Consider the following 15,308-nt stretch of genomic DNA (forward strand, 5'->3'; position numbering starts at 1 on the left):
AGATGCGCGTGGGTGCACTGCCGACAGACGGCCTCGGGTGACGGTCGACGAGATGATGTTGGGGTGGGATGGCTGCCCCGGCCACGCAGGCGCAGGCGGTGACGTCGCGAGGTTCAGGCCAGGAGGGCTCCCGGGGCCACGTGGAAGCGGGTCGCGTCGGGGAGAGGGCGGCGGTCGTGGAGGTCCAGCATGTCTCTGCGCTCGAACCATTCGGTCAGGCGGGTACGGGCCTGCTCGTCGCGCTTTCGGGAGCGGTCGTCCGGCCCGTCCGTCTCCGCGGCGGAGATCTCGCGCAGCAGGACGCGGATCGGTGCCGTGTCGTCCTCCGACAGGTGCAGGGCCAGGACGGAGAAGGCCGTGCCCGGGGGGAACACCACCTCCGGCTCTTCGTCCGTGCCGAGGAACACGGACGTGCGGCGGCCGGTGGTGGACCAGATCCCGAACTCGACCGCGCCCTCCAGCTCCGCGTCGCACGCCGGGACGGTCGCCACCGGCGCGGGCTCGACGAGGACCGTGCCCGGCACGTACCGGTCCAGCGGCACCCGCTCCGCCGGGGCCGCGAGCATGACCGCCCCGTAGTGCCCCGGCAGCCTGCGCAGACCCGAGTCCAGGCAGCGCAGGAGCGGGGTGAAGGGACCGGCCGCGCCCCGCGCGGCGGCGGCCAGTCCGGCGCGGGACGCCAGGTCAGGAGCGTCCGCCTGGTACAGCGCGATGGCGACCAGGTCCGGCTTGAGACCGTCCTGCGCCAGCGAGCGCAGCGACGGCAGGCGGGAGGCGAGCAGCTCCGCCTTGCCGGCCAGGACGTGGTACCTCTCGCCCAGGAGTTCCCGGAGAGCCGCTCGGTCGTCCGGGCCGCTGCGGCCACCCGGGGTCGGTGGGGCGGCGGGCGTCGGCAGGGTGGCAGGAGCCTCCCGCGCCGCGGCCTCCGACTCCCCGGGAGCCGCGGTCGGGGCCGGGGCCGGGGTCGAAGTCGGGGCCGAAGTCGCCGGCGGGGCCGAAGTCGCCGGCGAAATCGGCATCGCAGGCGGGATCGGCGTCGGCGTCGGCGTCGGCGTCGGACGCGCTTCCGACGGTTCGCTCGCCGTAGGACCACTCACCGGCACGGGCGGAACCGGGCCTGGACGGAGCTCCGGGGCCGGCTCGGACGTGCGCGCCGCATTCGCTGCGGGCGGTTCGCTCGCAGCGGGTTCACCGGCGGGCGAAGGGAGGAGCGGGCTCGTAGGGGTTTCTGGGGCGGGCTCAGGCGTCGGAAGCGAAGTCGCTCCGGGCTGTTCGCTCGGCGCGGGTTCCGTCACGGGCCAAGGCGTCGGCGCCGGGCTGGCCTGCGTCGTGCCCAGCCAGTGCAGGTCCAGCTCCCCCGCCCGGGAACGGATCTGCTCCTCGTCGGTCGCGTCGCCGTGGAGCAGCAGTCCGTACGGTTGCGTCGCCCCCAGGTCCGGCAGCCCGGCCAGCAACCCGGGCAGTGTCCGGCCGACCTCAGGGCCGACGCGACGTTCCCCGTCACCCACGATCAGGACCGGGCGGGCCGGGTCGGGGCGCATCGTACGAGGGCCGGCGTCCGGCACGCGGTCCGCCGGGCGCAGCCAGAGTCCCGCCGGGACGAGTTCGACGACCCAGCCCTCCAGGTCCGCGCACGCGTACGAGGCCGGGGCCGCCTCCTCCGGGCCGGACGGCCGGAGCCACGCCGACGGCACCACGCGGCGGTGTACGGGAGAAGCCGCGAGCTCGAGCAGGAGGGGCTGCCAGGTGGGCGCGCCCCGTCCGTCGAGGAGCGTGGTCGCGTAGTCGTCGGCCGTCCGCACGGGGAGGCCGATCGCCGCCCGTACCGTACGGCCGAGGCGGTCCGCGAGTGCCACCGCCATGGCGACGAGGTCGGACGGGTCGGCCCACGGCGCCGCCAGCAGCAGGTGCCGCGCCTGTGCCGCGTCCTCGGGTACGAGGTCCAGGAGTTCGGCGGCGGGCAGGGTGGGGGCGGCCGGTGATCCGACTCCCAGGAGGAAGGTGTCCGGGCCGACGCCGATCAGCGGCTCGACCGCCTCCGCCAGTCCTCCGAGCCAGACTCCGCCCGGGACGGTGCGGCTGACATCCGCCGGCTCCTTCCTCGGTTCCTCCGTCCGCTCGCTCTCCGGCTCTCCCTCCGGATTCCTGTCCGGCTCCTCCCCCGGTTCCTCCGTCGGCGTCGCGGCGAAGCCGTGCGCCCCGCCCTGCGACTCCGCCACGACGGGCACGGGCGGCGCGGGAGGCGGGAGGAGCGGGTCCTCCGCTCGCAGCTCCTCCACGTCGACTTCCTGTTCTTCGTGTTCCTGTTCGTCGTGTTCGTCCTGCTCCTCCGTTCCCGGTTCCTCCCGCTCCTCCTTCGTCCCCCGCTCCTCCCCCGACCGCCGCTCCTCCGGCGGCCACCCCGGCCCGAGTTCGTACGGCTCCTCCCCCGGTTCCGCCAGCCACCAGGTGCCCGGTGCCGCGACGCGCAGCGTGCCGTCCGGTTCGACGCTGACGACGCCGTCTGGTGCGACCACCGTGAAGCCGGCCCTCGCGGCGACCGCCCGGACCGGGCGGGCGCCGCCGGGGCCCTCGGCGGCGAGGCCGGAGGCGGCGAGGAGGAGGCGGGTCGCGCCGCGCTCGCGGGCGAGGGTCACCAGGTCGGGCAGGGCCTGGCGCAGGACCGGTGCCGCGTCCGGGGCGGCGGCCAGCACCAGGAGGGCGCCGGGGAGTGCGGGCAGGCCACTCAGGACGGGGGTCAGGGCGGTGGCCGTCTCCTTGGACGCGATCACCAGGTGCGGGCCGACGGGGTGGGTGCCCGATCCGGTGCCGGATCCGGTGGTGAGGGCGGGGGCGGTCATCCGGGGTGTCCGTTCTGCGGGGCCCGGCCGTCGGGGTCGAGCAGCGGGGTCTGGAGCTGTACGGTGCGGCGGCGCGTGATGTGCAGCGCGCGTCCGGTGGGCAGCACCTTCGGTTTCGTGCCGCCGAAGAGGTAGCCCTCGGTGGGCGGGCAGGAGAGCAGGACGGCCGGGGTGTTGACGTCCTGGAGCTTGCGCAGGAGCGGATCGGACAGGCCGCGGCCGGCACCGTTGGCGGAGCGGGCGACGATGACGTGCAGGCCGATCTCGGCGCCCTGGGCGAGGTTGTCGAGGACGGCGGCGAAGGGGTGGGCCGACATCGAGCCGTTGACCAGGTCGTAGTCGTCGACGAGCACGAAGAGTTCCGGTCCGCTCCACCAGTCGCGCAGGCGCAGCCGGTCCGGGGTGATGTCGGCGGCCGGGACGCGGTTGGCGATCGCCTTGCCCGCGCCGGTGATCATCTGGCGCAGTGGGTCCGCGGAGACCGCGTAGCCGAGGCGGTATTCCTCGGGCGCGGTCTCGTACATCTCGCGGCGGAAGTCGACCAGCATGAGGCGGCCCTGGTCGGGGGTGTAGGCGCGCATGATCTGGGTGGCGATGTGCTTGAGCAGGTTGGTCTTGCCGGTCTCGCTGTCGCCGACGACGATCAGGTGCGGGTCCTGGGAGAAGTCGTGCCACAGCGGCTGGACGTCGTTCTCCTCCAGGCCGAGCGGGATCCGCAGGGAGCCGTGGGGCTCGGGGAGGTCGGCGGCGTCCAGGACGAGGGGGAGCATGCGGACCTCGGGGGCGCGCGGCCCGGTCCAGTGGTCGGCGACGACGTCGACGAGGTCGGCTACGCCCTCGCCGAGGTCGTGGACGGTGCCGATGCCGTCCATGCGGGGCAGCGCGCACAGGAAGTGCATCTGGTCGGCGGTGAGTCCGCGGCCGGGGATCTTGGGGACCTTGGCCGCCGCCCGCATGTTGACGACCGAGTCCACGGCGTCGCCCAGGCGCAGTTCGAAGCGGGTCTGGAGCTGGTCGCGGAGGGCGCCGGTGATCTCGCCCCAGCGGGTGGTGCCGACGAGCAGGTGGACGCCGTAGTTGAGGCCGCGCTGGGAGATGAGGGTGAGGGGCTGGACCAGGTCCATGAACTCCTGGCGCAGGGTGTTCCAGCCGTCGATGACGAGGAAGACGTCTCCGTGCGGGTCGTCGGGGAGTTCGCCGGCCGCCTTCTTGCGGCGGAAGGCGGCGACGGAGTCGATGCCGAGTTCGGCGAAGTACTTCTCGCGGCGGGTGATGACCGCGTTGACCTCGGCGATGGTCCGCACGACCCGGTCGGGGTCGTGCCGGCCGGTGACGGAGCCGACGTGCGGCAGGCCGCGCAGGCTGGAGAGGGCGCCGCCGCCGAAGTCCAGGCAGTAGAACTGCACTTCGGCCGGGGTGTGGGTGAGGGCGAGCGCCGTCATCAGGGTGCGGATGAGGGTGGACTTGCCGGACTGCGGGGCGCCGGCGATGCCGATGTGGCCGTCGGCGCCGCCCAGGTCGGCCACGAGCAGGTCGCGGACCTGCTGGAAGGGCTTGTCGACGACGCCGACAGGGACCTTGAGGGTGCCGCGTGCCGCGCCCTCGGCGGTGAAGCCGTGGTCGGGGTCGGGTCCGATCGGGGGGAGCAGCTCGTCCAGGGTCGGCGGCACGTCGAGGGGCGGCAGCCACACCTGGTACGCGGGCGGGCCGGCGTCGACGAGGCGTTCGGCGGCGATGTCGAGGAGCGTCCCGGTCTCCTCGGGCGCCGTCTCCTCCTCCGGGTCGGGGGTGGTGGGCAGGACGCGGGGCGCCACGTACTCGGTGCCGAGGGCGACGACCTGGCCCTCGATGACCGAACGGCGGGCGGCGGGGCGGCGCTTGGGCCGGTAGGTGCCGGATACGTAGGCGGCTTTGAAGCGGGTGAGGGTGGAGATGTCGCTGCGCAGGTAGCCGTTGCCGGGCTGGGAGGGCAGCTGGTAGGCGTCGGGGACGCCGAGGACGCCCCGGGACTCCATGGCGGAGAAGGTGCGCAGGCCGATGCGGTACGACAGGTGGGACTCCAGCTGGTGCACGCGTCCTTCGTCGAGGCGCTGGGAGGCGAGCAGCAGGTGGACGCCGAGGGAGCGGCCGAGGCGGCCGATCATGACGAAGAGGTCCATGAAGTCGCGGTGGGCCGTGAGCAGTTCGGAGAACTCGTCGACGACGACGAAGAGGGTGGGCAGCGGGTCCAGCGGGGTGCCGGCGGCGCGGGCTGTCTCGTACTCGAGGAGGGAGGCGTAGTTGCCGGCGGCGCGCAGCAGTTCCTGGCGGCGGATCATCTCGCCGTGCAGCGCGTCGCGCATGCGGTCGACCAGGTCGGCCTCGTCGGCGAGGTTGGTGATGACGGCGGAGGTGTGGGGCAGCCGGTCGAGGCCGAGGAAGGTGGCGCCGCCCTTGAAGTCGACGAGGACGAAGTTGAGGATCTCCGAGGAGTGGGTCAGGGCCAGGGCGAGGACGAGGGTGCGCAGCAGTTCGGACTTGCCGGAGCCGGTGGCGCCGATCAGCATGCCGTGCGGGCCCATGCCGCCCTGGGCGGATTCCTTGATGTCGAGGTCGATGGGGGTGCCGTCGGGGCCGAGGCCGAGGGGGACGCGGAGCTTGTTGGACTGGTTACGGCGCGCCCATTGCTCCTTGACGTCGAAGCGGTGCAGGTCGGGGATGCCGAGCAGGCCGGCGAGGTCGAAGTCGCTCTCCAGGGGTTCGCCCACGTCGAGGCTGTCCCCGAGGCGGTACGGGGCCATGGCGGCGGCCAGCCGGGTGGCGGCAGCGGGGGTCAGGCCGTCGGGGACGCCGAGCGGGGTGATCTGGTCCTTGCGGTTGCGGTCGGCGCCGACCATCTCCAGGGCACCGGCCCCGCCGGCGGATCCGTCGGTGATCCGCAGCCGGAGGGTGAGCCGGCCGTGCTTCCACTCGAGGGTGGAGCCGATGTCGACGACGGTGGCGTTGCGGTAGCCGCCGAGCGCGGCCCGGTGGGGGGAGGTGAAGGCGGCCCCGTCGAGGACGACGACGGTGTAGGGCTCGTCGCGGCTGGGGGTGGCGTCGGGCTCGTAGGGCGGCCTGGCGCCGAACTCCTCGCCGAGCAGTTGTTCCAGTTCGCCGATGGTGCCGGCGACGAGCCGCACCGGTCCGGCGCCGTCGGTCTCGTGCGGGTGCAGGGCGTGCGGGAGCCACTTGGTCCACTCCCAGTGGGCGCGCCGGTCGGGAGCGGCGACGACCGCGACGCGCAGCTCGTCGGGGGCGTGGAAGGTGGTGAGCTGGGCGAGGATCGCGCGGACCAGGGCGCGGGCCCGGTCGTCGTCGGGGTCCGTCCCGGTCGCGCCCTCGGGCCCGGTGGTGGCCACGGAGGAGTCGTCGCCGGTGCGGACCAGGACGTGGGCGAAGCCGCGCAGGTGGATGGCGACGGGCTGGTCGGCGACGGAGCCGTACGCGTGGATGAAGCGGCGCAGCGCGTGGGCGCTGAGCGGTTCGAGGTCCTCGACCGGTTTGGTGGCGAGCGGGGCGAGGCGCACCGCGAGGCGCTGGGAGCCCAGGGCGATGCGTACGTCGCTGAAGTCGGGGTGGGAGGAGCGCCGTTCCCACAGGCGGGAGGTCCGCACGAGGAAGGGCAGTTCGGCCGGGGCGGGGTGGCGCCAGGCCAGGGCCTCCTGCTGGCGGAGTATCTCCTTGCGCACCTGCCGCCGCATCTGGGCCAGGTAGCGCAGGTAGTCGCGGCGCTCGCCGGTCAGTTCCTGCTTGCGGTCGGCGTTGCCGCGCATGATCTGGGTGACGACCATGCCGATCGCGGACACGGCCATGGTGCCCATGGCGATGTACGTCATCATGCCGCCGTTGGGGCGCAGGAAGATGAACACCATGGAGAGCGACGACAGCGCCATGGGCACCATCGTGATGATGCTGCCCATGCCGTTCTGCTTCTCGGGCAGGCCGGGGGGCTCCTGGAGCTGGATCTCGCCGTCGGGCATCTCGGGCCCGGGCCGCCGCGGCGGGCGGTTGACTTGCACCACGCTCAACGAACAACGCTCCTCACGCCTGGCTCGTGTGCCGGGCGGCCGACTTCCTGCGGTTTCCTCGTCAGTCGGGAACGGGCGGGTGGTGCGGGACGGTTCAGACCTTCCGTACGGTGGCTCCGGATGAACCCCGGCGGCGGGGGACGCGTTGATCACTGAGGCAGGAAGGGAGCCGAGGAACGGGGAGAGGTGTGCGCGCGTACGGATGCCCGTCGGGGCGCCGGTCCGGCCGGTCGCCGGGGTGGGCGAGGCGGTGCGCGCACGCCCGTCGGGGCGGTGTCGTGGGGAGAGCGGTGTCCGAGGGCGAGGTCGACGAGGCGTACGAGGTGCGCGGGCTGCTGCGCGCGTGGCTGCCGGGCGTCGGCCCGGAGGACGGGGACCCGCTCGGCGGCGCCGTGACGGGTCTCGACGTGCCGGAGGCCACCGCGTCCGAGGTGGCGGAGGCGCTCGCCCGGCTGCTCGGGTCCGGTTCCCCGGCCGATGTGCCGGGGCCGGAGGAGCGGCTGATCGCGCGCGTGTTCGTGGTCGACGAGCATCCCTCGGCGGCCGGCTGGAGCGAGGGCGAGCGGCGGACGGTGGCCGGGCTGGCCGCCGTGCTCGTGGCGCGGTACGGCGAGGAGGGCGTCGAGGCGCTCGTGCGGGAGCTGCGGGGCGAGTCGCGCGGGGGCGGCTGAACCCGGCGCCGGGGCCCTTCCGTTCCCCTGTCCGCCGAGGGCGTTCCGGCCTCGGCTGGACAGCAGGAAGGACACGCGGGCAGTGAGCGGTAGCGCGGTGGCGGGGCTGTGCCGGTTGAGGTTCCACGGGCCGCACAAGGTGGTCGAGCTCTCCGTACCGGCCGACGTCCCCTTGGCGGACCTGTTGCCGACCGTCGTCGGCTACTCCGGGGACGACCTGGACGAGAAGGCCGTCGAGGCGGGCGGCTGGGTGCTGCAGCGGCTCGGCGAGGAGCCGCTGGACGAGGAGCGGACGGCCGAGGCCCTGGGGCTGCGCGACGGCGAGCGCCTCTATCTGCGGATGCGCCGCGAGGCGCTGCCGGAGGTGCACTTCGACGACGTCGTCGACGGGGTCGCGGCCGGTCTCGAGCGGCGCGGCGACGGCTGGCACCCCGCGCTCACCCACCACCTGGCGCTCGGTGTGGCGCTGCTCGCGCTGGCGGGGGGTCTCGTCCTGCTGGCCCTTTCCGGCGGTCTCGGTCCGCTGCGGGTGGTCGCGGCGGCCGGCACCGGGGTCCTGCTGCTCCTCGGCGCGGGCAGCGCGGCGCGGGCGGTGGGCGACGCGGGGGCCGGTACGGCGCTCGGCGCGGCGGCGGTGCCCTATCTGGCGCTGGCCGGGGCGCTGCTGCCGGCCGGGGAGGGCGATCTGACGGCGGCCCGGCTGCTCGCCGGCGGTTCGGCTGCGGCGGGCGCGTCGGTGCTGGCGCTGGCGTCCGTGGCCTGCTCGGCGCCCTTGTTCCTGGGGCTGCTCGTCACCTCGGTCGCCGCGTCGGCGGCGGGGGTGCTCGTCCTGACGGGGCTCTCGGCCTCGGAGACGGCCGGGGCGCTGGCCGTGCTGGTGGTGGCGTTCGGGGCGTTCCTGCCCGGCTTCGCGTTCCGGCTCTCGGGGCTGAGACTGCCCGCGCTGCCGCGCCGGGCCGAGGAGCTGCAGGAGGACATCGAGCCGTACCCGGCGCAGGAAGTCGTGGACCGGAGCGCCGTGGCCGACGGCTTTCTGACCGCCTTCCACGTGGTGACCGGCGCCGTGTGCGCCGCCTGTCTCACGCTGATGGCGCCCGCGCCGGGCTGGGCCCCGGTGGCACTGGCGGCCGTGCTGTCACTGCTGCTGGTCCTGCACGTCCGGGAGGTCGGCTCCCGGTGGCAGCGGCTGGCCCTGATCGCGCCGGGCGTGTACGGGATCGCCGTGCTCACCACCGGGTGGGCGCTCTCCCTCGGCCCGACGGGCCGGCTGGGTCTGCTGACGGGTCTGGTGGCGGCCGCCGCGGCGCTCGCGATCTTCTCGTGGACGGTGCCGGGACGGCGGCTGCTGCCGTACTGGGGGCGGGCCGCCGACCTGCTGCACAGTGCGCTGGCGCTCAGCCTGATCCCGCTGGCGCTGACCGAGGCCGGGGTGTTCGCGTGGGTGCGCGGGCTCACCGGCTGAGCGGCGCGCCCGGAAACACCCCCGATCCCCGACGTACCCTTCCCTCTCAGGAGTTCACATGCAGTCCAGGCGCGACCAGGTGCAGGCTCACCTGTTCGTGATGAGCAGGCTCGGGGCCGGGATGCTGCGGGGCGAGCCCGACGCGTTGGAGCTCCCGACCCGCCGGACCACCCGAGGGGTGCGCACCGGACTGTTCGTCGCCGTGATCATCGCCCTGGTGATGGGCCTGTACGGGGCGATCAAGCCGGGCGGCGCGACGGGCTGGGCCAAGCCGGGGACCCTGGTGGTGGTCAAGGAGACGGGCGCCCGGTACCTGTTCGTCGGCGGGGAGCTGCGGCCGGTGCTCAACCAGGCCAGTGCCCGGCTGGTGGCCGGCGAGAAGATGACCGTCACGCAGGTCGGCCTCGGCTCGCTCGGGGCGGTTCCGCGCGGCGGGCCGGTGGGGATCGTGGGCGCTCCGGACGGGCTCCCGGCCGCGTCCGCGCTGGCCCGGGGCGACTGGCTGGTGTGCGGTGTGGTGGAGGCCACGGCGACCGGGCGGCCCCGCCCGGTGGTCTCGGTGGCCGTCGGCGCGGTGGGCACGGGCCGGGCGCTGGGCGCCGGACAGGGGGTCCTGGTGACCGCCTCGGACGGCGGCGACCATGTGCTGTGGCAGGGGCGGCGGCTGCGGCTGGGCGCGGGCGCGGGGACGGCGCTCGGCTACGGCACCGTCACCCCGTTCCCGGTGGCGTCGGCCTACCTCAACTCCCTTCCCGCGGGCCCCGATCTGACCCTGCCCGAGATCGCGGGGCGGGGCGCGCCCGGTCCCGCGCTGGCCGGCCGGGAGACCCGGGTGGGCCAGCTCTTCACGGGCCCGGGCGGCGAGGCGTACGTCCTGACCCGGAAGGGCCTGGCGGCGCTCGACCGCACCCGGTTCGAGCTGCTGCGCGGCGACCCGCGCACCCAGCGGGAGGCGTACGTGGGGGCTCCGGCGGTCGCCGTGGCGGTGGGCGCCGCCGATCTGGCCGCCCACCCGGCGCCGGCCGGGGCCCTGCCGGACGCGGGCCTTCCGACGGCGCCGCCGCAGCTGGTGGAGCCGGGTGCCGGGCAGGGTGTGTGCACGGCGGTGCGGCCCGCGACGGACGGCGGGCCCGGCACCCTGGTGACCGTGGCCGACGCGGCGGCGGTCGCGGGCCGGGCGGTGACGCCCCAGCCGGGCGTGACGGCGGCGTGCGGCGCGGCGGACCTGGTCTCGGTGCGGCCCGGGGGCGGCGCGCTGGTGCGGGCGCTGTCCGGGGCGGGCGCGGCCGGGACGACGTACCTGGTCACGGACAACGGCGTGAAGTACCCGCTGCCGACGCCGGAGTCCGCGAAGACCCTCGGCTACGCGGGCACGGCAGCGCTGGGGGTGCCGGCGACGCTGCTGAGCATGCTGCCGTCGGGGCCGGCCCTGGATCCGGCGGCGCTGGCGGCTGCGGGGGTGGTCGACGCGGCCGCGGGCGTACCGGCTCCGGTATGCCCCGGAGCGGAGCCGCGGGACCCGAAGGGCGTGAAGGGCGGGACCGCCGGCGCCGAAAGGGCGGTGAACCCCGCCCCGTGAACGGCCCGTTCCCCCTGCCGGGAACCCCACCGACCCTACGATCGAAGGAGATCAGGTGACCGACATTCCCAACGACAACCTCAAGGTTTCGTCAGCGGTACTCACCCAGACCCTCAACGAACTGGAGGGGCACCTCCAGACGATGGAGCGGGCCTACACCCAGTCCGAGGACATCGCGCAGCAGGTCTCGCAGAGCATGAGGTCCACCGCCGGCACCAAGTTCGTCGCGAAGATCGAGAACTGGCAGCGCGGCTACCGCACGGTGATGGCCGAGTACAAGGACCTCCTGGACGCCGTCGGCGTCACCAGCAAGGTCATGGCGGACACCGCCGGTGAGGCGGAGGCCAACATGGACCTGTGGAGCGGGGACGTCTACGACATCCTCAGCAAGTGACCCCGGGCGGCGCGCCCCCTCCCCCCTTCCTCTCCTCCCCTTCTTCCTCTCCTCTGTAAGGAACGCGCATGAGCGAAATGGACATGGACATCAAGCATGGCGCGCTCGAGGACGCCAATGCCCAGATGAAGCAGGTCGCCGCCACCATGAACTCGGCCCTGGACACCATCATGCAGCGCCTCGACGCCATCCGGTCCGAGTTCACCGGTGAGGCGGCCAAGGAGTTCGCGGAGTTCAAGCAGGCCGTGAACAGCCTGGACGCCAGCCTGTCCCAGCAGTTCGACAAGGGCGCGGACCTGCTGGCGGACGCCCACGGCATCATCCGCAACGGCGACCGCAAGAGCGCCTACCTGTTCCAGCGCTGAGTCCCGCCCCGGAACCCGGCCCGCCGCCCCTTCGCCGGCGCGCCGGGTTCCGTCGTACCCGGGCCCGGGTCTGAACCCCGGGGTGCGGGGCCTCCGTTCTCCGTGTCGGACGGCCCGGACGGCCCGGACGACGTACGAGGTACGACGTACGACCGAGACTTCGGCAGGAGAGCACTCATGGGAACCTCGACCGACAAACCGAACGACGAGACGGTCACGTCGATCACGGACGACGTACTGCGTGACTACGCGTACAAGTTCAACACGCTGCTCACGGACTTCCAGGACCCGTCCGTCATGGCGCTGCTCTCCTGGGAGAAGGGCATCGGGAACAGCAAGCTCCTGCCGGGCAACGTCAAGGAGTTGGTGAGCGCCCTGGCCGTGCAGGACGGGTTCGCAACCCTGTGCAAGGAGCTGAACAGCGCACTGGAGGCGTTCCGGAAGATCGCCAAGTCGGCCAACCTCGACCTGATGTTCGTCAAGGAGACCTTCCAGAACTCCGACGACGAGTCCGTCGACGTCACCGAGATGTGGGAGATCCTCAACGACATCCAGCGCGGCTCCGGCTCGGGCTCCGGCTCCGGCTCCGGCTCCGGCTCCGGCTCGGGCAACGGCTCCTCCACCTCGACCGGCAACTAGCGCAGGCGCCGACACCTCCGGAAAGGATTCCCGCGCACCTCATGGCAACCTTCACCTGGGAACAGGCCGTCAAGGTCCTTCTGCCCGACACCAACTCGCTGACGAACCGCGAGGCGGTGACGGCCGAGAAGTGGCGGTCCTCGGACACCGTCCACATCGAGATCGTGAGCGGCGACGGCAAGGCCTTGTCCGAGAAGTTCGACGTCTCCCACGTCATCCCCCTCGCGCAGAACGACTACGCGAGCGGCGCGTACACGTGCGTGATCGGGTTCAACCTGGACTGGAAGAACGTCCTGGACAGCCCCCAGTCCAAGTTCAACCTGTTCCACAGCGACGGCAACAAGGTCCTGACGGAGCTGGTGTTCTCGACGACGCACAGTTCCGGAGCCGTCAGTTACGCCTCCTTCGACGCCGCCGCCGACGTGGTCCACGGTGTCCACGCATGGCTGGCGAAATGGACACCGATCATCAAGCGCTGGGAGGAGGGCGTCGACGCCGACGAGAGCGACTGGAAGGGCAGCGCGGCCGGAGCCTTCAGGAAGTTCCTCGACGTCGTCTCCACGGAGATGAGCAAGGTCCAGCTCGACCTCGCCCAGCCCCAGCTCGCGCCGGGCGCCACCGGCTATCCGGACACCTTCGACTTCTCCCAGCAGAGCGGCTACGAGCAGCTCATCCGCGGCGCCAAGCAGAAGCTCAACGAATCTCTCTACGCCATGTACCAGGCACTCGAGCAGTGGTGGTGGCCGCCGGGCGCGAAGGAGATGAACCCCAAGACCAGTCCGGTGTGGCGCATGCGTGACGCGCTCGCGGCGGTCATGTCGAACGCCACGTGCACCTTCACGTGGAAAGCGGACAACAACGGCGGTGAGAACTCCCCGACCACCTACTCCCCCGAGAACGTGAAGGTCGTCGACAACGGCGGGTCCGACGTCAGCCAGAAGTTCTGGCTCGACGGGGTCGAGCTCGCCGCCAAGAAGACGTGGCTGGAGAACCTGAAGACGCTCGACGAAGCGGCGCAGACACACATGGGCGCGGTGGACACGGCGTACCTCGCGCTCGGAGGAGCGCTGCGCGAGGGGATCTACCAGCCCCGTCTCCAGATGCCCACCGGCGGCGGTACGGGCCCGGGCATCGACGGTCCTCCGGGAGGGCCCGGGACCGGCTCGGGCGGCGGCACCGGCGGCAAGGGAGAGGGCGGCCCGGGCGGCGGCATCGGTGGTGGCACGGGCGGCGGCATCGGTGGTGGCAAGGGAGGCAACGGCCCCAAGGGCGGTCCGAAGACCGGGCTTCCCGACACGTTCCCCGGCACGGGGAGCGGCGGCGGGCCGGGGTCACCCCCGCCGACCAGCCTGCCCGGGTCCGGTTCGTCGGGCGGCGGCGCCCCGCTGCTCGACAGGAACGGCAAGCCCGTCATGGGCGCTGACGGCAAGCCCGTCGTGCTTCCACCGGGCTCCCGCATCGGCAAGGACGGCAAGGTCTACGACAAGAACGGCAAGCCGGTCCTGGGCTCGAACGGCAAGCAGCTCGTCGCCCCGCCCGGCGCCAAGGTGGGACAGCAGCAGCCCGCCCCCGAGGAGACACCGGGCAAGGGACTGCCGGGGTCCAACTACGACCAGATCCGGCTCCCCGAGGGCGCGAAGGTCCTCGGGGACGGCACCGTGGTCGACGCCAGGGGCAAGCCGCTGCTCGACTCCAACGGCAACCCGTACGCGCTGCCCAAGGGGGCGACGCTCAAGGACGGCATCGTCGTCGACGCGAGCGGCAAGCCCCTCAGTCGCGCGTACCAGCTGCTGACCAACGCCGAGCACGCCCTCAACTCCCGCCCCACACCGCACCCCTCGACCAGCGGCGGTCCGGGCGGCAACCACAACAGACTGCTGGACCACCTCGGCAGCGGCGGCGGTGGGGGGAGCGGCTCGAAGAGCTTCACCGGCACGGCGACCGGCGGCAGCACCGTGTTCGGCGACCGGGCGGCACGCTCCGTCGGCCTTCCCCCGCCGGGCACCGGCGCCACCGCGTCGGCCGGCGGGGACACCGGCGGCCGACAGGCGTCCGGCGGGACGGGGAGCGGCACCGGGGGCGGTACGGGCGGCGGTGCGCAGACCGGGCAGCCCCCGATGATGCCGCCGATGAACCCCGGCGCGGGCGGCGGCCAGCCCAACCAGGGCAAGGACCGGCAGCGCACGACCTGGCTCACCGAGGACGAGGACACCTGGGGCACCGACACGGGGTCCGTCAGCGGGGTCATCGGCCGCTGACGGCCGCCCGCCCACGCCACACCTCTTCCCTTCCTCACGAAAGGCGGCCCATGGCCATCGACTTCGACGGCATCCTCAAGGACGCGATGTCGGCCCTGCACGACCACCGGGACAAGATGATCGCGGCCAAACGCGAACTGGAAGCGGCGACCGCGTCCGCCACCTCCAAGGACCACATGGTGTCGGTGACGGTCGGCCCGCAGGGCCAGGTGGTCTCGATGACCTTCCACACCAAGGCGTACCAGTCGATGGCGCCGGCCGAGCTGGCCGCCGCCCTGGTCACCGTCCTCAACGAGGCGCGGGCCGCGATGGGTCGCCACGTCATCGAGCACATCAAGGGGTTCCAGGACTTCGGCGGTCACCTGCGCAGTGTGACGGGGCTCGCCGGCACCCCCGTCGAGATGGACGAACTCCTCAAGCCGCTGCGGTCGATGGCCCCGTCCTTCGACCTGGAGGAGACCCTGGGCGAACTGAAGGCGGCCAAGCAGGAGGAGTTCGCCGCCGAGGAGGACGCGACGGCCGGCCGGACGTCCGAACAGAAGGCGAAGCAGGAGGAGTTCGCGGCCGACGCCGAGAGCCGTATCCCCACCGGAAAGCAGGAGGAGTTCAGTGGCTGACGACCTGAAGGTCCTGAGCGACCTGAAGAACAAGTTCGCGCATTACGACGACTACCAGCGCTGCCTCACCGACCTCGGTCGGGCGATCGTCGAGATCAACCGGATCAACAAGGAGTCCGCGGGTCAGGACGAGATCGGCAAGACGTACCACCAGCAGGTCGACCGCCCCACGGAGAACCTGACCGAGACCCTCAAGTACGTCAACAAGCGGCTGGGCATGGTCGTGGACGCCGGGAACCAGACGTCCGAGATCATGGCCAAGTCGGACGACGAGGCCGGATCCCGGTCGGACGGCTTCTGAGGCCGGGCGCCCGGCGTCGTCCCGCCCCGCCGGGCGGCCCGGGCGGGCGCTTCCGACCCCGGGCGGCCCGGCCGGACGCCGCCCGGCCCGCGTCCGCGCGGTCACGCCGCCGCTGAACCGCGCGGACGGTGAT

General features: G+C 73.2%; 11 protein-coding genes. 9 read left to right on the plus strand and 2 right to left on the minus strand.

Going from position 1 to position 15,308, the window contains the following annotated elements; translation table 11 throughout:
- Positions 1-113: 113 nt before the first annotated feature.
- Entirely contained in the window at positions 114-2,840 is a 2,727-nt protein-coding gene (locus ACIGXE_RS34605) for a hypothetical protein (protein WP_399753896.1), read from the minus strand.
- Positions 2,837-6,889: a type VII secretion protein EccCa gene (gene eccCa, locus ACIGXE_RS34610; protein ID WP_399753898.1), complete on the minus strand. Its 4,053-nt coding sequence runs from the start codon at positions 6,887-6,889 to the stop codon at positions 2,837-2,839. The genes ACIGXE_RS34605 and eccCa overlap by 4 nt, the downstream gene beginning before the upstream one ends.
- 290 nt (positions 6,890-7,179) lie before the next feature.
- Here eccCa and ACIGXE_RS34615 point away from each other — a divergent pair, with 290 nt between their 5' ends.
- The 9 genes from ACIGXE_RS34615 (at position 7,180) to ACIGXE_RS34655 (ending at position 15,175) form a co-directional block, all read left to right on the plus strand.
- Positions 7,180-7,560: a hypothetical protein gene (locus tag ACIGXE_RS34615; protein WP_399753899.1), complete on the plus strand. Its 381-nt coding sequence runs from the start codon at positions 7,180-7,182 to the stop codon at positions 7,558-7,560.
- Between the two features lie 82 nt (positions 7,561-7,642).
- Positions 7,643-9,022, plus strand: coding sequence for a type VII secretion integral membrane protein EccD (eccD, locus tag ACIGXE_RS34620; RefSeq protein ID WP_399753901.1), 1,380 nt, complete (start codon positions 7,643-7,645; stop codon positions 9,020-9,022).
- Positions 9,023-9,080: 58 nt separating this feature from the next.
- On the plus strand, positions 9,081-10,601 hold the full coding sequence (gene eccB, locus ACIGXE_RS34625) for a type VII secretion protein EccB (RefSeq protein WP_399753902.1): 1,521 nt from the start codon (positions 9,081-9,083) through the stop codon (positions 10,599-10,601).
- Positions 10,602-10,656: 55 nt separating this feature from the next.
- Entirely contained in the window at positions 10,657-10,995 is a 339-nt protein-coding gene (locus ACIGXE_RS34630; RefSeq protein ID WP_399753904.1) for a hypothetical protein, read from the plus strand.
- 68 nt (positions 10,996-11,063) lie between these two features.
- Positions 11,064-11,360, plus strand: a complete 297-nt coding sequence (locus tag ACIGXE_RS34635; RefSeq protein WP_399753905.1) for a WXG100 family type VII secretion target — start codon at positions 11,064-11,066, stop codon at positions 11,358-11,360.
- A 177-nt stretch (positions 11,361-11,537) separates the two neighbouring features.
- Positions 11,538-11,999 carry a hypothetical protein gene (locus tag ACIGXE_RS34640; RefSeq protein WP_399753907.1) on the plus strand — a complete coding sequence of 154 codons (462 nt, stop codon included), beginning with the start codon at positions 11,538-11,540 and terminating at the stop codon, positions 11,997-11,999.
- Positions 12,000-12,040: 41 nt separating this feature from the next.
- Positions 12,041-14,257, plus strand: a complete 2,217-nt coding sequence (locus ACIGXE_RS34645; protein WP_399753909.1) for a hypothetical protein — start codon at positions 12,041-12,043, stop codon at positions 14,255-14,257.
- Between the two features lie 50 nt (positions 14,258-14,307).
- Positions 14,308-14,874 carry a YbaB/EbfC family nucleoid-associated protein gene (locus tag ACIGXE_RS34650; RefSeq protein WP_399753911.1) on the plus strand — a complete coding sequence of 189 codons (567 nt, stop codon included), beginning with the start codon at positions 14,308-14,310 and terminating at the stop codon, positions 14,872-14,874.
- Positions 14,867-15,175, plus strand: a complete 309-nt coding sequence (locus ACIGXE_RS34655) for a hypothetical protein (RefSeq protein WP_399753913.1) — start codon at positions 14,867-14,869, stop codon at positions 15,173-15,175. The genes ACIGXE_RS34650 and ACIGXE_RS34655 overlap by 8 nt, the downstream gene beginning before the upstream one ends.
- The last annotated feature ends 133 nt before the right edge of the window (positions 15,176-15,308 follow it).

The sequence above is a fragment of the Streptomyces sp. NPDC053431 genome, assembly GCF_044544925.1.
GTDB lineage: Bacteria > Actinomycetota > Actinomycetes > Streptomycetales > Streptomycetaceae > Streptomyces.